General features: G+C 38.5%; 17 protein-coding genes and 1 riboswitch. Of the genes, 15 read left to right on the top strand and 2 right to left on the bottom strand.

Annotated elements, in window-relative coordinates; all coding sequences use genetic code 11:
* The first annotated feature begins 4 nt into the window (after window positions 1-4).
* Genes nikB through MKY88_RS12350 form a run of 4 tightly spaced genes read left to right on the top strand, consistent with a single transcriptional unit; the run spans window position 5 to window position 3,368 of the window.
* Window positions 5-958, top strand: coding sequence for a nickel ABC transporter permease (nikB, locus tag MKY88_RS12365; RefSeq protein WP_340813792.1), 954 nt, complete (start codon window positions 5-7; stop codon window positions 956-958).
* Window positions 959-980: 22 nt separating this feature from the next.
* Entirely contained in the window at window positions 981-1,763 is a 783-nt protein-coding gene (locus MKY88_RS12360; RefSeq protein ID WP_340813791.1) for an ABC transporter permease subunit, read from the top strand.
* Window positions 1,764-1,773: 10 nt separating this feature from the next.
* The gene (locus MKY88_RS12355; RefSeq protein ID WP_340813790.1) at window positions 1,774-2,547 is read left to right on the top strand and encodes an ABC transporter ATP-binding protein; all 774 of its coding nucleotides are present in this window, start codon (window positions 1,774-1,776) and stop codon (window positions 2,545-2,547) included.
* A 2-nt stretch (window positions 2,548-2,549) separates the two neighbouring features.
* Window positions 2,550-3,368 (top strand): ABC transporter ATP-binding protein, encoded by an 819-nt coding sequence (locus tag MKY88_RS12350; RefSeq protein ID WP_340813789.1) that lies wholly within the window; start codon window positions 2,550-2,552, stop codon window positions 3,366-3,368.
* Between the two features lie 47 nt (window positions 3,369-3,415).
* On the opposite strand, the gene MKY88_RS12345 is transcribed toward MKY88_RS12350, so the two are convergent.
* Window positions 3,416-3,901, bottom strand: a complete 486-nt coding sequence (locus tag MKY88_RS12345; protein WP_340814829.1) for an NUDIX hydrolase — start codon at window positions 3,899-3,901, stop codon at window positions 3,416-3,418.
* A gap of 231 nt (window positions 3,902-4,132) precedes the next feature.
* Window positions 4,133-4,327, top strand: a riboswitch (cobalamin riboswitch).
* Between the two features lie 189 nt (window positions 4,328-4,516).
* Here MKY88_RS12345 and mmgD point away from each other — a divergent pair.
* The 6 genes from mmgD (at window position 4,517) to MKY88_RS12315 (ending at window position 11,686) form a co-directional block, all read left to right on the top strand.
* Window positions 4,517-5,638: a citrate synthase gene (gene mmgD / locus MKY88_RS12340; protein ID WP_340813788.1), complete on the top strand. Its 1,122-nt coding sequence runs from the start codon at window positions 4,517-4,519 to the stop codon at window positions 5,636-5,638.
* A 98-nt stretch (window positions 5,639-5,736) separates the two neighbouring features.
* Window positions 5,737-7,170, top strand: a complete 1,434-nt coding sequence (locus tag MKY88_RS12335; protein WP_340813787.1) for a bifunctional 2-methylcitrate dehydratase/aconitate hydratase — start codon at window positions 5,737-5,739, stop codon at window positions 7,168-7,170.
* Between the two features lie 42 nt (window positions 7,171-7,212).
* Window positions 7,213-8,127, top strand: coding sequence for a methylisocitrate lyase (gene prpB / locus MKY88_RS12330; protein WP_340813786.1), 915 nt, complete (start codon window positions 7,213-7,215; stop codon window positions 8,125-8,127).
* A gap of 31 nt (window positions 8,128-8,158) precedes the next feature.
* Window positions 8,159-9,817 (top strand): acyl-CoA dehydrogenase family protein, encoded by a 1,659-nt coding sequence (locus MKY88_RS12325; protein WP_340813784.1) that lies wholly within the window; start codon window positions 8,159-8,161, stop codon window positions 9,815-9,817.
* Between the two features lie 10 nt (window positions 9,818-9,827).
* Window positions 9,828-10,613: an enoyl-CoA hydratase-related protein gene (locus tag MKY88_RS12320; RefSeq protein ID WP_193832080.1), complete on the top strand. Its 786-nt coding sequence runs from the start codon at window positions 9,828-9,830 to the stop codon at window positions 10,611-10,613.
* A gap of 14 nt (window positions 10,614-10,627) precedes the next feature.
* Window positions 10,628-11,686, top strand: a complete 1,059-nt coding sequence (locus MKY88_RS12315; RefSeq protein WP_340813783.1) for an enoyl-CoA hydratase/isomerase family protein — start codon at window positions 10,628-10,630, stop codon at window positions 11,684-11,686.
* 115 nt (window positions 11,687-11,801) lie between these two features.
* On the opposite strand, the gene MKY88_RS12310 is transcribed toward MKY88_RS12315, so the two are convergent.
* Entirely contained in the window at window positions 11,802-12,434 is a 633-nt protein-coding gene (locus MKY88_RS12310) for a YczE/YyaS/YitT family protein (RefSeq protein WP_340813781.1), read from the bottom strand.
* Between the two features lie 119 nt (window positions 12,435-12,553).
* Between MKY88_RS12310 and MKY88_RS12305 the strand changes: the two genes are divergently transcribed.
* The 5 genes from MKY88_RS12305 to asbD all read left to right on the top strand — a co-directional run bounded on the left by MKY88_RS12305 (window position 12,554) and on the right by asbD (window position 18,581).
* On the top strand, window positions 12,554-13,072 hold the full coding sequence (locus MKY88_RS12305) for a GNAT family N-acetyltransferase (RefSeq protein WP_193832077.1): 519 nt from the start codon (window positions 12,554-12,556) through the stop codon (window positions 13,070-13,072).
* Between the two features lie 476 nt (window positions 13,073-13,548).
* Window positions 13,549-15,372 (top strand): IucA/IucC family protein, encoded by a 1,824-nt coding sequence (locus tag MKY88_RS12300; protein ID WP_193832076.1) that lies wholly within the window; start codon window positions 13,549-13,551, stop codon window positions 15,370-15,372.
* Window positions 15,344-17,095, top strand: a complete 1,752-nt coding sequence (locus MKY88_RS12295) for an IucA/IucC family protein (protein WP_193832075.1) — start codon at window positions 15,344-15,346, stop codon at window positions 17,093-17,095. Before MKY88_RS12300 ends, MKY88_RS12295 begins: the two co-directional genes overlap by 29 nt.
* Entirely contained in the window at window positions 17,092-18,327 is a 1,236-nt protein-coding gene (locus tag MKY88_RS12290; protein WP_193832074.1) for an AMP-binding protein, read from the top strand. Before MKY88_RS12295 ends, MKY88_RS12290 begins: the two co-directional genes overlap by 4 nt.
* A complete protein-coding gene (gene asbD, locus MKY88_RS12285; protein ID WP_069481468.1) occupies window positions 18,324-18,581 on the top strand; it encodes a petrobactin biosynthesis protein AsbD in 258 nt (85 codons plus the stop codon). Before MKY88_RS12290 ends, asbD begins: the two co-directional genes overlap by 4 nt.
* Window positions 18,582-18,587 lie beyond the last annotated feature (6 nt).

Genomic DNA, 18,587 nt, shown 5'->3' with positions numbered 1-18,587 from the left:
CGGCATGTACGAATCGACTTGGATGTTTTGTGTAAAAAGAATTCTCACACTACCATTTGTATTAGTAGGCGTATCTATTCTGACCTTTGTGTTTATTCGTTTCGTACCAGTAGAACCGGCAGAGGTCATCCTTCGACTCTCAAGAATTGCCCCAACACCAGAGGCTATACAAGCTTTACGAGAAGAATTAGGGACAGACAAGCCTTTTATCATGCAGTATCTGCTATGGGTAAAAGGCGTTTTACAGCTAGACTTTGGTACATCTTTTGTTAGTAAATTACCCGTGGCTCATGAGCTATTTGCTAAGCTACCCGCTACCATTGAATTAGCTATAGTAGCATTTATCCTAATTTTAACTTTTAGTATTCCATTAGGGGTTGTGAGCGCATTATATAAGCATTCCTTTATCGATAAAATCATTCGATTATTTACAGTAATAAGTGTATCCATCCCAACATTTTGGTTAGGGTTTATCCTACTCTATCTTTTTAGCTTAAAACTTGGCATTTTTCCAACGAATGGAAAAGGTTCGGTAGCACATATTGTTTTACCAGCCTTCACCTTAGCTTTACCTACAATCGGATTGTTCTCACAGTTTATCCGCTCTGCCGTAATCGAAGAATACGAGCAACCATATGTAAAATATGCACAGCTTAGAGGTTTGAAAAAATCGGTCATACTCATCCGACACGTGGGGAGGAATGCTGCCATACCAATATCAACTTTGTTTGGGATGACACTCGGAAATTTGCTAGGTGGTGCTGTCATAGTCGAGCAAGTATTTAGTTGGCCGGGGCTCGGTCGATATTTAATAGAATCCATAACGAATCGTGATTACCCCGTTGTACAATGCTATGTGTTGGTGAGTGCTGTCATCTATGTGCTCGCCAATTTAGGCACAGATGTATTGCATCGTTTATTGGATCCTCATCTGATGATGAAGGATAGGAGAGAGTAGAGTGAACTTAGGACGTATACATATGAGAAGATATATTAGTATCACCTTACTAATGATCATTGGTTTACTAGGACTGTTAGCCCCACTCATTATGCCTCATGACCCTTTAGCAGTCGATATTTCTAAGAAATTTTTAGCACCCTCATGGGACTATCCATTAGGAACAGACCATTTAGGAAGATGTGTCTTCTCCCGATTGCTTTTAGGGATTCGGTATTCTTTAGGTGCGGCGCTCGTCATACAAATAGTTGCTATTCTAGTAGCGATTCTATTGGGCGCATTAGTCTCCTTAAAAAGAGGTATAATAGATGCGCTATTTATTCGGATATGCGATATTTTATTAGCTTTTCCAACACTTGTACTAGCATTTGGGCTTTTAGGTGTATTAGGTCCTAGCTTGAAAAATGTGTTAATTGCACTTAGTTTGACACAGCTTATTTATTATTCGAGGCTAATCCGAGGTTTATTTATTGGCATGAATGAAAAAGATTTTATTCTAGCGGCAAGAATCAGTGGTACTACAGGTGCAAAATTAATTATTCGACACTATCTCCCTCATGTTTGGCCACCGATTGTAACGATTGTGGCATTAGATATGGGGAAGGTCATTTTAGAGATTGCGGGCTTTTCCTTTATTGGGCTTGGTGTGCAAGCTCCCACTCCTGAATGGGGAATGATGGTAAATGAAGGGAAGCAATATATCCGCCAACATCCTGAATTAATGCTATATCCTGGGCTTGCTATCGTCTTTGTTGTCCTAGTATGTAATGTTTTAGCAAGTAGTTTGAAGAAGCCTGATCAGTAAAGGGGTAGTTATGAAGAAAGTTTTAGAAGTGAAAGACTTATCGGTCAAAATTGGAGAACAGAATATTTTATCCTCCATTCATTTAACAGCCTATCAAGGCCGAGTATTAGGAATTATTGGGGAAAGCGGTAGTGGGAAAACGATGCTTTGCCAAGCTATTATGCAAGCCTTGCCGACTAGAGCGCAGATCACCAAAGGGCAAATTTTCTACCATCAACAAGATTTATTGAAGGTAACTGCTGCTCAAATGAGAGCTTATCGTGGTAGACATCTTTCTATTATTATGCAAAATCCTTCGACTGCCTTTGACCGTGTTCAAACTATTGAAAGTCATTTTCGTGAATCATTAAAAGCTCATTTTGTTATAACTAAAAATGAAATAAGACAAATTGCTATTGAAAGCATGTCAAAAGTTAATTTACCTAATCCCGAGCGCCTTTTACACTATTATCCATTCCAACTAAGTGGGGGAATGCTACAGCGTGTGATGATTGCTTTGTCACTGGCAATTCAAGCCTCTATATACATAGCTGATGAGCCAACGACAGCTCTTGATACAGTCAATCAAAAGCAGATATTGACATTATTTGATCGTGTTCGCTTGGAAACACAGGCAGCCATTCTTCTTGTGACACATGATTTAGGCGTTATCGCTGAACTTGCTGATGATGTAGCCGTGATGTATAAGGGGGAAATAATTGAACAAGCGAATGTCTATGATTTTTTTGATGCCCCTCAGCATCCTTATACAAAGAAACTATTACAATCCCGAATTATGTTTTAGAGGTGAAAAGATTGAAGCTACTAGAAGTGAGAAATATTGAGAAGAACTATGCACATAGACCATTCATATTCAAGCGAAAACAGGATGCTCCTGTATTACAGAAAGTATCATTTTCACTTCAGGAGGGAGAATGCTTAGGGGTTGTTGGACAAAGTGGCTCAGGAAAAAGCACATTGGGCCGAATTATATTAGGAATGGAAAGACCAACAGCCGGGGAGGTTCTATTTCAAGGGGTTAATCTTTATGATGCCACTAGCCAACAGAAAAAAATGATACGGAGAGATTTACAAGCAGTCTTTCAAAATAGCTATCATTCATTAAATCCAAAGCACACCATTTTTCAAATTTTAGAGGAACCGTACCTAAATTTCGAGCATTATAGCTCAGCTGAGAGACATTTTAACGTAAAGGAATTACTTGATCATGTAGAGTTAGAAAAATCTATTGCCGAAAAGTATCCTTCCCAGCTTAGTGGGGGACAACAACAGCGTGTGAACATTGCAAGAGCGCTTGCCTTACATCCAAAATTAATTGTTTTAGATGAAGCCATTAGTAGTTTAGATATGATTTTGCAAAAACATATCATTCAATTACTACAGACACTACAAAAGGATTTGCAACTTGCCTACATTTTCATTTCTCATGACCTACAGGCTACACGCTTTATTTCAGATCGCATCCTAGTCATGCAAAATGGTCAGCTAGTAGAGGAAAGTATGAAAGGTGAACCATTTAAGCATTCCGCATCACTTGAGCTATGCAACGCGATTTTACCCACTCACCCTCGCGAAAGAATTCACAAGAATACTAGTTTGGAATAATCTGAAATACCTTTGCGAATAAAGTCCTTATTAAAATTCTTACATTGCTATTTGGAAAGCTTCGTAAAGGAGCTTTCGAACTCCCATATTTTGCCCTCTAGGTTGTTTAAGAGAGCGACCGTCCTCTGTTCCATATTATTCGGAAGTTCTTCCTTACTGAAATAGGTGAGGCTTAAGCTCTCACCATCTTTCATTTCCAATACACCCCTTACATGTTTAGCTCTATAAAGGTGAATGACTGTATAGATTTCATCGCCATTCGGATAACAGTAGTAATAATCAGGTCCTGTAAAAACACCGATAAACTCAAACTCTTTAGCTACGAGTCCAGTTTCCTCATAAAGTTCACGCGCAGCAACCTGCTCTAATGTTTCGTTTATATCCATTGAGCCGCCAGGTAATCCCCAATCCAATGTATCTGAACGATGTTGAAAGAGTATTTTCTTATCATCATTAACAACAACAACTGTCGAACCAACGCTTATAATCGGTCTATTACCGATAAGCTTTCTTAATTCTGTTATATAGCCCATCCCGTCACTCCTCGTTTCATCGTAATGCAAAACAAATCGCTTTTTTAAAGCAGACTTCATAAATATAGCTCCATTGGGATTGATTAACAATCTTTTTTTGAGCGAAATAATGCTTAAATATGCAGAATAGTTCGTCAAAAATGAAAAATAGCTTTTTATAATCAGTCTTTTCTGAATTTTACCTATATTGATTGTTTGGAAACCTCTATGTTAAGGTAAAAAGACAAATTGAATATGCTAAATTTTGGTGGTTCAAATGGGTTTGATTCCATTTGATTAAAAGGGAAGTTGGTGTGAGTCCAACACTGTCTCGCAACTGTATGTAGGAGTTCCATAACGAGACCACTGTTTTGTTCTTCAAAACGGGAAGGTGTTATAGGAATGTTGATGATAAGTCAGGAGACCTGCCGCTAAATAAGCATCAATTGACCTACGAGGATAGGGAGGTGTAGCTACTGTATGATGAGTGTGAATGGATGTAAGTTCACTGTTTTTTGTTCTGTCATACTTTTGTAGATTAACAACTTCTAAAGGGGTAGAAGTTGTTTTTTTGTTGTTCTTTCGAGTTTGAATGGTAACGCTTACAAGAATGATTAAACAAAGGGGTTGTAATCCATGGAGTTAACGTATTCACCAGGTCTTGATGGAGTTATTGCTGCGGAAACAAAACTGTCTTTCTTAGACGTAGTAGGAAGCCAAATTGTTATACGGGGCTATGATTTGATTGAACTATCTCAGCGATATTCCTATTTAGATATTGTCCATTTATTATTGCACGGAAACCTACCAACTACTGAGCAACAAGCTGACTTACAGGATAATTTGAAAGATAACTATCACGTTCCACAAGAGCTTTTTCAAATTTTTAACTTATTACCAAATGGGACACATGCTATGGACGGCCTTAGAACTGGAATTTCAGCGTTAGCAGGATATGATCAGCATATCAATGATCGTTCGACTGAAAGGAATGTAACACGAGCATATCGACTTTTAGGTGGAATGCCCAATATCGTTGCGAATAGCTACCGTGTATTAAATGGTCAAGAGGTAGTAGAACCGGATAGTGAGCTTTCATATAGTGCTAATTTTTATTACATGATTACTGGAAGAAAACCAACACCATTAGAAGATGAAATTTTTGACCAATCACTTGTTTTATATAGTGAACATGAAATGCCGAATTCGACCTTTGCTGCTCGTGTTATTGCTTCCACACAATCTGATCTGTATGGTGCTCTAACTGGTGCTGTCGCATCATTGAAAGGAAATTTACATGGTGGGGCAAATGAGGCAGTCATGTATATGCTGCTTGAAGCTAAGACTGCAGAAGGCTTTGAAGCGATGCTGAAAAACAAGCTTAAAAATAAAGATAAAATAATGGGCTTTGGCCATCGTGTCTATATGAAAAAAATGGACCCAAGAGCGCAGATCATGAAAGAAGCTTTGTATAAATTATGCTTGGAGCAAGGGGATGACCGCTTATATCACATGTGTGAAGCTGGTGAAAAAGTGATGGTGGAGGAAAAAGGTTTGTATCCAAATTTAGATTATTACGCTGCGCCAGTGTACTACATGCTGGGCTTACCAATCGAATTATATACGCCTATTTTCTTTGGCTCTCGAACGATCGGTTTATGTGCACATGTAATCGAACAACATGACAATAATCGATTATTTAGACCTCGTGTTCATTATATAGGCGAGCGTCATAACCTTGAAGAATTGTCGGTATAATCAAGTTTTAACAACTCGCCATAGAGCTGATGGACATTCTGACCAATGCCCATTAGCAAACTAGTATATCAAATTCATACCTTGAAAGGAAGATATAGATGATCAAAACGAATGAAAAAACGGCGACAGACCAGCTTCTTGTTGATATTGCGGATTACGTATTAAACACAAAGATTACGAGCGAAGAAGCTTACGAAACAGCTCGATATGTTTTATTGGATACGTTAGGTTGCGGCATTTTAGCTTTACAATATCCTGAATGTACAAAACTTCTGGGTCCTGTAGTACCAGGTACAGTTGTTCCAAATGGTACTCGTATTCCAGGAACATCCTATGTCCTTGATCCAGTAAAAGGTGCCTTTAATATCGGTTGTATGATCCGTTGGTTGGATTATAACGATACATGGTTGGCGGTAGAATGGGGGCATCCTTCTGATAATCTAGGTGGCATATTAGCTGTAGCCGATTATTTGAGTCGTGTACATGTTGCAGAAGGGCAAGAGCCTCTCCAAATAAAAGACGTTTTAGAAATGATGATTCAAGCTCATGAAATACAAGGAATACTTGCACTCGAAAATAGCTTAAATCGTGTTGGCTTAGATCACGTCTTATTCGTCAAAATAGCGACAACAGCTGTAGTAACAAAGGCTTTAGGTGGTACTCATCAAGAAATTGTCAATGCTTTATCAAATGCTTGGATTGATAATTCAAGTTTAAGAACCTATCGACATGCACCTAATACGGGCTCTAGAAAATCATGGGCTGCTGGCGATGCTACAAGCAGGGCGGTACAACTAGCAATGATGGCTGTGAAAGGGGAAATGGGCTATGCAACTGCATTATCTGCACCAGGCTGGGGATTCCAAGATGTGCTCTTTAATAAGCAAGAATTAAAGCTTGCGAGACCACTTGCATCTTATGTTATGGAAAATGTCCTCTTTAAAGTGTCTTACCCTGCAGAATTTCACGCTCAAACGGCTGCAGAATGTGCTGTTCATTTACATCCTGAAGTAAAGAATCGCCTAGCTGAAATTGACCGCATTGACATTACGACGCATGAATCAGCCTTACGAATTATCGATAAAGAAGGGCCTCTTCACAATCCTGCTGATCGTGATCACTGCCTTCAATATATTACAGCTATTGGTCTTATTTATGGTGACATTACAGCAGATCACTACGAAGATGAGGTGGCTGTAGACCCACGCATTGATGACTTGCGAAATAAAATGATTGTCGTGGAAAAAAGCCAATATACAATCGACTATTTGGACCCTGATAAACGATCCATTGCGAATGCTGTTCAAGTTTATTACAAAGATGGTACATCATCCGAGCTAATTGAGTGTGAATATCCTTTAGGACATCGTTTCCGCCGTAAGGAAGCATTTCCTCAGATCATTGATAAATTCCAGCAAAACATTCGTACGCATTATTCTCAAAAACAACTCAATACAATAAATGAGGTTTGTGCAAATAAAGAGCTGCTTGAACAAATTGCTGTCCATGAATTTATTAATCTATTTATTTAATTTAGAAGGATTCCGAACACAATAAAGAGGAGGTTTTTTAAAATGGCGTGGATTGTCCAAGAAGCGAAGACACAAAAACAATTAGCTGAACAATTTAAAGCTCTGATCGCTCGTTCAGCTATTTTGCAAATACCAGGGACACATGATGCAATGGCTGGTTTGATGGCTAAAAAAGTTGGCTTCGAGGCATTGTATCTTTCGGGTGCCGCTTATACAGCGAGTAGAGGCCTACCGGATTTAGGAATGATTTATTCAAATGAAATAGCTCAGCGTGCTAGTGATATTATTCGGGCTACTAATTTACCTATGCTAGTGGATATTGATACGGGCTTTGGTGGTGTATTAAATGTTGCTCGTACTGCTCGTGAAATGGTAGAGGCAGGGGTCGCTGCCGTACAGCTAGAGGACCAAAATCTTCCTAAAAAATGTGGACATTTAAATGGCAAAACTCTTATTTCAATGGAAGAAATGATACAAAAAATAAAAACGATTAAACAAATAGCCCCTACATTAGTAATTATTGCTCGCACGGATGCAAGGTCAGTTGAAGGTTTAGAACAGGCTATTCTAAGAGCCAAAGCATATGTTGCTGCTGGGGCAGATGCTATTTTTCCAGAGGCATTACAAACTGACAAGGAGTTTAAACAATTTGCCAATGAGTTAGATGCACCCTTATTAGCTAATATGACTGAATTCGGTCAAACTCCTTATTATACCGCCAAAGAATTTGAAAAAATGGGCTACTCGATGGTCATTTATCCTGTTACGTCTATGAGAGTTGCAGCGAAAGCATACGAGCGTGTATTTGAATTAATAAAAAATACTGGAACACAACAAGAAGCAATTGAGGATATGCAAACAAGAAGCGAATTATATGAAACGATTTCCTATTATCAATACGAGGATTTAGATCGTGAATTAGCGAAAACCATTTTACCTAAGGAGGAAATAAAGTAGGATAGATAACTTTCTTTCAAGGAGGACTCATATGGATCGACTAGAAGACAAAATGACGATCTTTACACCAGAGGATTTTCATGATGAAGAAGAGCTCATTGCAAAAACTGCTGAGCTCTTCATTAAACAGGATGTCTCACCGAATATTTCATCTATTGAACAGCAACAGTATGGGATCACTCGTCAACTATTTCAAAAAGCAGGTGATCTTGGTTTACTGGCTATTGAAATACCAGAAGCCTATGGAGGACTCGAGCTCAATAAAACAATTTCTGGTCTTGTAGCAGAGAAAATGGGCTTTGGGGGCTCTTTCAGCGTTTCCTACAATATCCATGCTGGGGTGGGCACATTACCCTATGTCTATTTTGGCGATGAGGAGCAAAAGCTGAGGTACTTACCAAAGCTTGCATCTGGGGAATGGATTGGTGCCTATGCACTTACAGAGTCCGATTCAGGTTCTGATGCACTGCGCCCCAAAACGAATGCTAGATTAACAGAAGATGGTACAGCATGGATAGTAAACGGAGAAAAGCAATGGATTACGAATGCTCAGCTAGCAGACGTCTTCGTTGTTTTTGCCCAGACGCAAAATGGAATGACTGCGTTGATTGTCGAACGTTCCTTTAAAGGGGTATCCGTAGGTCAGGAAGAGGAAAAAATGGGCATTAAAGGCTCTTCAACGGCAACGCTCATTTTAGAAGACGTTATGGTGCCAATCGATCATGTTCTTGGAGAGATCGGCAAAGGGCATATCGTCGCTATGAACATCTTGAATATGGCACGTCTAAAGCTAGCCTTTTCCAATATAGGAACGGCCAAACAGGCATTTCTATTAGCTGTGAATTACGGAAAGGGACGGAGACAATTTGAACGATCTATCGTTGATTTTACAATGATACAGGAAAAACTTGCTAACATGTTCGTTTTGATTTATGGAGCAGAAAGTGCTGCATACCGAACGGCTGGAAAAATGGATGAGGCTATTGCATCAGGTAGTAATGAAACGGTGGTTCAGAAAATATCCGAATTTGCACTTGAATGCGCACTCCATAAAGTACATTGTTCCGAAGCACTTGGAAAAATTGCTGATGAAGCTGTTCAAATACATGGGGGATATGGTTATATGCAAGATTATGATGTGGAACGTTTGTATCGGGACGCAAGAATTAGCCGTATTTTCGAAGGCACGAATGAAATCAATCGCCTCACAATGGCTAAAATGCTGTGGAAAAAATATGTACAAATAACTGCAATAGAAGATGATTTTATCGACAATCAACCATTAGATAAAAATCACCATTATATCCTACTTTCCAAGCATTTGATGCAATTAGCAATTACAGTCATTACGAATGCACAGATTCAACTCGAACAGGAGCAAGAATTTATGCGTTTATTGGCAGATATAGCCATGGAAAGCTATGTCATGGAATCAGCCTGGCTCAGGTCGAAAAAAGCTGTGCATGAGCAAACAAAACAATTGATGACAGACATATTATGCCAGGAGGGTTACCGCAAAATAGAAGAAAGTGCGATTACTATAATTACGGCCGCTGAAAGCAATGAGCAAAAACGAGTAAGCTTGCTAAATAATATTCGACAGTTAAATATTCCACTACAGCAAAATCTCTTTTTGAAAAAAAGGGCACTTACGAGAACATTCATTGACAATCCAAAAATGATTAGTTAGGAGGAACAGCATGATCGGTACATTTGCAAACGTTAGGAAAGAGGGTTCTATTTCTATTATCCATTTAGATCATCCACCTGCAAACACTTTGTCATCAGCTTCTATTGAAAACCTGCGTCGTATTTTCCAAGAGCTAGCGGAGGATGAAGAAACAAGCGCCATTATTATTACAGGCACTGGCCGATTTTTTGTCGCTGGGGCTGATATAAAGGAGTTTGTTTCAGCCTTTGGCCAACAGGAAAAAGCATTACAAATGGCTCAAGCAGGGCAAGCGCTATGCGATGAAGTGGAAGCCATGAAGAAGCCAGTTATTGCGGCCATTAATGGACCCGCCCTTGGAGGAGGACTCGAACTGGCGTTAGGATGTCATTTCCGAATTGCTTCGAATCAGGCCATTCTTGGCTTACCAGAATTAAAGCTTGGACTACTCCCTACATTCGGGGGGACTCAACGACTTAGCAGAATAACAAATCAAGCAACGGCGCTCCAATTAATTTTAACAAGTAAACAATTGAGTGCAGACGAGGCATTACAGCTCGGTATTATCCAACTAGTAACAGAACCTGAGGAACTTTTGATGACGGCTAAGATTGTTGCGCAGTCCTTTGTTGAGGGTAAAAGTATGACAAGTGTCTCTCGTACAATTGAATGTGTGATTCAAAGCACGAAGGCTAATTTACAACAAGGACTTGAACTTGAACGAACTCGTTTTGCTGAGCTATTGTTAACAAATGATGCTAAAGAGGGTGTGCAGGCATTTATTGAAAAAAGACAACCACACTTTAAACATTGTTAAAGGAGGGGTCCAACATGGCAAACGAAGTATTATTTTCGGTCGAATATGGAGGAGCGGCAACCATTACATTGAATCGCCCTAAAGCTTTAAATTCACTTTCCACTGACATGCTTAACCCCATTAGAGAAAAATTAAAAGAATGGGAAGCGAATGATCAAATTCGTCTTATTGTACTACAAGGGGCTGGGGAGAAGGGATTTTGCGCTGGGGGTGACATCAAAACACTTTATCAAGCACAAACCAGTCAAGATGCATTACTAAGGGCTGAAAACTTTTTCGAAGTAGAATATGAAGTGGATTTGGCGATCTATCATTATCCTAAACCCATTATTGCTTGTCTTGATGGCATTGTCATGGGAGGTGGAGTCGGTTTAACCTTTGGAGCAAGCCACCGAATCGTTACAGAGTGTACAAAATGGGCGATGCCGGAAATGAATATTGGCTTTTTTCCAGACGTTGGAGCGGGCTATTTCTTAAACAAAGCGCCAGGTTTTATTGGTTACTACCTAGCATTAACTGCGTCCACTATTAAAGCAGCAGACGTCCTTTTTGCTAATGGTGCAGATTATTATATGACGAGTGATAAGCTATTTGATTTCCTTCAAAGTGTAAAACAGACGGACTGGCATTCTAACAATATAAACGCAATCTTAAACCAACTAATAAAGAAATATTCTAGTAAGGCATCCGCAAACAGTGAACTTAAGAATCTTCAAACTGCAATAAACCACCATTTTTCAAGAAATACAGTAGAGGAAATCATACAATCCTTAGACAGTGACCCAAGCGAATTTGCCCGTGTCACGAAGCACTTGCTTCTGTCGAAATCACCTTCCTCTTTAAAAATTACGTTACAGCAGCTTATTGACGCTCGTGAAAAAACAGTAGAAGAATGCTTTAAGACAGATTTCATTTTGGCAAGAAACTTTTTAAGACATAGGGATTTCTATGAAGGTGTCCGCTCCGTTGTCATTGATAAGGATCGAAATCCTCATTATACCTATCAATCATTAGAAGAATTCACAGAAGAGGATAAAAAAAGGTTTTTTCAAGAAAACAGTGTAACATTATAGATTTCGTTTAAAAATCCTGTTAGCAGCAGGATTTTTTTATGGAAGAAAGGTGGGACTGCCAGCTACTAGGCAAAAAAATTTATCAAAAGACATCACCCCATTCAAAACATGAATACTAGCTTTTAAGCTCTTCATTTTGAGACGTATTAGAGCGGTATAGGATGTTATCTAGTATACTACCAGTAATCGGCATAAAGAAATGGAGGATGAAACCTCCTAAACAAACTGTTATGATTGTTCCGAAGCCGATTGGACCTTTAACCATTAATGCCAGCACTAAAAACAGGATATAAATAGTCGTTCTTGCAAAAAAGATGCTCCTTTTCGTTAGCTCTTTAATTATTAAGGTTAATCGGTCAACAGGAATCGGTGCAAAATTCGTATGTAAATAGGTGGCAGTCCCTAACCCAATTACAATTAAACCAACACCAAAACAAACAACTTCACTATACCAAGCTACAGGCGTTAACACATTGTGTAACACAAATAACCACATATCAATCCCAATTCCCGTAATAAAAGCTGTAATAAAGCCCAAAAATTCGGGCCTCTGTTTGTTTAATATTGCATTACAGCCTATTAAAATAATGGCCAATATAATTTCCCAGCTACCAACTGTCAGCCCTATATTTTTAGATAATCCTACTAAAAGAGCATCAAAGGGGGAAGTACCTAGATTGGATTGAATAGTTAAAGAAATGCCCAGCGTTAAGATGAAAATGCCTATGACATAGAAAACATACTTCACTTTTACTACCTCCTTGCTTTTTTATTGCATATACAACAAAATTAAGTTACATTCAATATATATTCTTTTTATTGCATTTGCAATATAAATCTATAAAGAGTTTTAAAGGAGTGTTATCAATGTCAATTAAATTAGCAAAATGTAGCATAGGTGATTTAAATAAACTCCAAGAGGTGAGTATTGAAACATTCAATGATACCTTTAAAGATCAGAATTCACCTGAAAATATGACTGCTTACTTGGAAAAAGCATTTACAGAGTTTCAGCTGGAAAAGGAATTATGTAATGAAGCTTCAGAATTCTATTTTATCTATGACAATGATGTCATTGCTGGTTATTTAAAGGTGAATGTCAATGATGCCCAATCTGAACAAATGGGGAATGAGTCACTTGAAATTGAACGTATTTATATTCGACAGTCATTTCAAGGAAGGGGTCTTGGCAAATATCTTATGAATAAGGCCATCGAATTAGCTGAAGCCCAAAACAAAAGTAGTATCTGGTTAGGGGTTTGGGATAAAAATGACAATGCCATAGGCTTTTATAAGAAAATAGGCTTTGTTCAAACTGGGGCGCACAGCTTTTACATGGGTGAGGAAGAACAAATAGATTTAATTATGACAAAAACACTCATTTAAATTTTAAATGGCAGAAACGTTGATATCGCAGCATTTCTGCCATTTTTCTATGCATACTTAATATTTTTCTGCATGAACATCTTGATGCAATTGCTTTTAAAAATAAAAGCATTCCATTCATAAGAACTATTCCGAGATTGACCTCTTCTTTCTATTCCTTTGTAATATTTCGTCTTTATATCCCTTTAAATATTAATAATCTTTCGTGGATGATGCAAAAAACGACGTATTTTTCTATACTTTTACCTATTTCGATGGTTTATATTGCCATATAGGTCTTTAGACAGTTGAGTCATTTCCAAATTACCTATAATATGTAATTATTATTGAAAACGATAATCATTATCAATTATAATCAACATTGTTTCCATTTACTTCTCAATCTTTCTAATAAGGGAGACTCATTTTTTTAACAATGAGTGATAATCATTATCAATTAATAGTAAAAAGGCTCTGTGAAAGGATTGGTTTATTTCATGCAACAGATTGCTAAACAGATTGCAGAAAATGCAACGTTTCAGGCGTTTATAAATTGTTATATACGAGAGGTGAGAAGCGGGCATTGGGTTAAAAAGGAGGAGTGGATTAAAGAACAACGACTATCAGCACTGATTACAGAGGCACATATATTAGAGCTTGAGTTACCAAGACAAAACATACGTTTTGCATTTGGTGTAGAATATAAATCTCTTGTTGGAAGACAGGTCATTGGTACGCCGTTGAAGTATTGTACAAAACAAAAACAATGGCTTGTCGAAGATAAATTAACGATACTTATCACGCTCATTCAGGAACTGCATTGTATGGCTAAGATGGATGGCTGTCTTAAACTTTCTTCTCATTATGATGAACTCATTCTTCGCATAATTGAGAGCTATCAAACGATGGCCAATTATATTGAAAAGAGTTTGGGAGGTGACAAGCAACCAGAAGCTAGCGGTACGTTTATTGAAGCGGAGCAGTCTCTCCTACTTGGTCATTGGCTTCATCCGACACCCAAAAGTAGACAAGGGATGGCAGATTGGCAACAAACCAGTTTTGCTCCAGAGTTACAAGGTTCTTTCCAACTTCACTATTTTCGTGTCGACCGTAAAATGGTGAAAGAGTCCTCCATATTAGAAAAAAGTGCGAGTGATCATATTGTTCAATCTTTACTAAAATCACAGCCTGATTTTGTTACATCAGAGAAGAATTGTTTCATTCCGGTACACCCTCTACAAGCACAATGGCTTCTACAGCAACAATATGTAAAAAAGGCGATTGCTGAAGGATTCATAAAATACGAAGGTGCTTTAGGCGCTTTTTATACAGCAACCTCTTCAATCAGAACGGTTTATAACTCACAGGAAGAAATGATGTATAAGTTTTCAATCCCTGTAAAAATAACAAACTCATTGAGGGTCAATAGAACTCATGAACTTAAAGCTGGTATTGCTATGGCTCGATTAATGCATAAGATAGACTTCTTACAAAATCATCCATCCTTTCAGATGATTCATGACCCTGCTTATATGACTGTAGAGTTTCCAAAACAGACGGAATCAGGGTTTGAGGTTATTTTTCGTTCAAACGTATTTCCAGAAGGCCAAGATGAAGGAATCTGCATGATCGCTACGCTTGTGCAAGAGCCCCTGCTAGAAGAAAACTCAAAGCTATGTCAGCTCATCATGAAAATCGCTCAATCCGAATTCCGTCCGTTAGAGAGTGTCAGTTTAGATTGGTTTAAAGATTATTGGACATGTGCGATTGAACCATTATTAAGATTATACGATGAGAATGGGATCGCTCTCGAAGCCCATCAGCAAAACAGTCTATTAAACATCTCTTCTGGTTATCCAACCACATATTATTATCGCGATAACCAAGGTTATTACTTATCAAAAGCCTATAAAGATGTACTTCTTTCAATAGAGCCATCTTTACATGAAACAGAAGAGCTGTTTTACGAAGATGCCCTTATTCAAGATAGATTTACGTATTATTTATTTATGAATCAACTGTTTCCTGTTATTTCTCGATTTGGAGCGGATCAGCTTATTAACGAAAATGTTCTTTTAAAGTGGTCTATCGATCAACTGCACTTATTAGAAAAAGAATTTACCGGCTTCGGGAAAGCGTTTGTTCGGAACATTCTAAATCAAGAAGAGCTTGCCTTCAAAGCAAACCTTTTAACAAGGTTTCATGATGTAGATGAACTTGAAGCCGAACTTGAACAAGCCGTATATACGAAAATTCCAAACCCATTTGTTCGTCAGTATGAGGAGGCAGACTATGCAGCAGCTACAGCCTTTAGCTTCTAAAAGAGGAGAGCTACGTGTAAGGCGGCAGCTTGTAGAAGCGATGATCTTTGAAGGACTAATCAACTATGAAGAAACATGTCTAGATCAATGGACTTCAATTTTTACTCTTATTGGACAGACATACACCTTTCGCTGTGAAGGAAGAAGAATGGCATTTGATCGCATCCGAATAAAGGGGGATCATATTTTTCTAGTAAGCAAGGATGAGACGTTGCAGGAGGCAACATTTGAGGAACTTGTCGATGAATTACTGACGAGTCGGCAAGATAAAATTCGGTTACTGAAAGAACTTCATTTAACGAGTAATCTTTGCGATTGGAACGATAGATATCTCCAAATACCGATATCGAGAAGAAATTCGAGCTATGAGGAATTAGAATCGGAAATTATGGAAGGACATCCGTATCATCCATGTTTTAAATCTAGAACCGGTTTTACGATTGACGACCATATAGACTATGGCCCTGAAGGAAAGCAATCATTCACCCTTCAATGGGTGGCAGTGAGAAGAAGCTATGTACGAATCGCTGTTCTTGAGAAAGAAGAAGATTTCTGGAAAAGAGAGCTAGGGCATTTACTGTGGGACGACCTTCTTAGCAAGCTTGCGGTATTCAATGGCACATTCGAAGACTATACGTTCTTACCTGTTCATCCATGGCAATGGCGTACCATGAAACAGGAACTTGCTGATTTAATGGAACAAAAAGATTTCATACCTCTAGATGTGAAAGGAGATGACTATAGGGCAACTCAATCAGTGCGAACATTATGGAATTCTTCACACCCCAAAAAGGCGCAATTAAAATGTTCAATGAATATGGTGAATACCTCTTCGTTACGAAAGTTACATGCTCATGCTGTTTGTGCTGCTCCTCATATTTCTGCATGGCTTAAACAGGTACTTCAATCAGATGCCTATTTACAAAAGACTGTTATTGTACTGGGAGAATATGCAGGCATTATTTTTGAACCGCATGCCACAAAGCATAGTAGTAAATTAGAAGGTCAGCTTGGCACCATATGGCGAGAAAGTGTGCGCTTGTATATGAAGGGGGAGGAGGAAGCAGTACCCTTTACGGTACTCATGATGATGGAGTTAGATGGGCGTCCGTTTATTGATGATTGGCTATGCCGATATGGAATGGAGGCGTGGATAAAACGCTTGATTGAAGTGAGTGTTATTCCAGTTTGGCACCTACTTGCCACTCACGGAATTGCAGTGGAGGCCCATGCGCAAAATATGATTTTGTTGCATGAAAATGGGTGGCCGACTCGGGTTGTACTGAGAGATTTCCATGACAGTATCGAATATACGGAAGAATTCATAGCAGATAGAACCCTCATTCCCGATTTTGGATTGATACATGACCGATTTAAAGATGCACCTGCCGATCATTATTATTGGATGTCTTCTGTAGAGGCTTTACGTGAGTTAGCTATGGATACACTATTCGTGTTTCATTTAAGTGAGCTATCTAATTTGCTAGAAGAGCAATATGGATATGAAGAAATACGCTTTTGGAATCAAATTAATGACGGCATACAGAAGCACTTTGAACGCTTTCCATCTTTCCGTGCAAGAAATGAACAGCTTCAGCATACTAGCACATATATTTATGTTGAATCCTTACTAAAAAAGAAATTGCAAAATCAAGAAGAAGGTAATTTTCGCCATATCGTCAACAATGCGTTGGCACAAAAGAATGAAAAGGGGAAATCATGATGTTTTATGTCAATGATCAATTTTATACAGTAGAAGATATTGAAAAACAGTTTGATATTTATGAACGCTTACCTCATCTAAAGGAATGTAACAATCGGAGATTAGCAATTTGTACGGATGATATTTTCCAATATATAGCTCTTTGTTTATACATTCGTGAAAAAAGAGGGTCAGTTGTCCCCATCCATCCAGCGACGCCCAAAGAGGGGGCCGTAAGAATCGCTTCGACAGCGGGTAGTCATCTGTTATTGTTCCAATCCTTTGATGATTGTATCGAATTATCCAATCTTTCCAATAACCAAGAAGGGGTATTAGTTCAAATGAGCTCTGGTACAACAGGAGATCCGAAATGCATTGAACGAACGTGGAGCTCAGTGGACGAGGAGATTGAAAGCTATGTTAAGACATTACCTGTTGATTCCTTGACAAATTCTATCGTTGCTTGTCCAGTTACTCACTCTTATGGATTTATTTGTGGTGTCCTAGCTTGTATAAGAAGAGGAGCAAAACCGGTTATTATTACGAATAATAATCCTAAATATATGTTGAAAAAGCTAAAAGAATTTCCTCAGCACATACTCTATGGAGCCCCAGCGTTACTTTATACATTAAGTCGATTATTACCGATTGATCAACAATTTGATCATGTGATGACGTCAGGGACTGTGATGCCACATAGCTGGTTAACATCATTAAGAGAGAAATCTAACCAAGTCCTTCAACAGTATGGATGCTCAGAATCCGGCTGTGTTGCGATTCACCCTAATGTGGAAGATCCGAAAGAAATGGGATATCCTCTCCCTCATGTGAAGGTGACAGCTGGTGACAAACAAACACCAAGCGAGATTATCATTGAAACATCTACACAAACGATTTATACGAAAGATCTTGGCTATCTAGAAAATAATATTCTTTCTTTTCTTGCAAGAATCGATGACACGATTAATGTAGCAGGCTTGAATGTGTATCCGCAAGAAGTAGAAAACGTGTTAATGGATGAGCCAAGAATAGTCGAAGCAGTCGTATATAAGAAACAAGATCATTTATCAGGAGAGCGAGTTTGCGCACTCTATGTGTCTACCGAACCGATTGATCATATAGAACTTAGAGAATGGTGCCGGAAATTTCTTGCTCCACATCAAATTCCGGTGGAGTTCGTGTTTGTTCATGAAATCGAAAAGTTACCTAATGGAAAAATAAGTAGAAAAAAACTTGGAGGCATACCCGTATGACACGGCAACAATTGATCAAAGGCATCTATGATATTATGGAAAATTCATTAGAGTTGCAGACATTGTCTTCTTTTAATGAAGATGCCCGATTAAATGAGGATTTGTATATGGATTCCATTATGGTCCTTCAACTCATTCTTCATATAGAGTTGGATCTTGGCATTTCTATTCCCGATGAGGTGCTTGTTCCTAAAGATTTCAAAACAGTAGGGACACTAGCAAACTTCTTAGAAAAACAGCAAAAGGTAGAATAATCGGAG

Origin of the sequence: Lysinibacillus sp. FSL R7-0073, assembly GCF_038009065.1 — a bacterium.
Lineage (GTDB): Bacteria > Bacillota > Bacilli > Bacillales_A > Planococcaceae > Lysinibacillus > Lysinibacillus fusiformis.
Note: the sequence above shows the minus strand (reverse complement) of the source record. Positions and strands in the feature narration are given on the sequence as shown.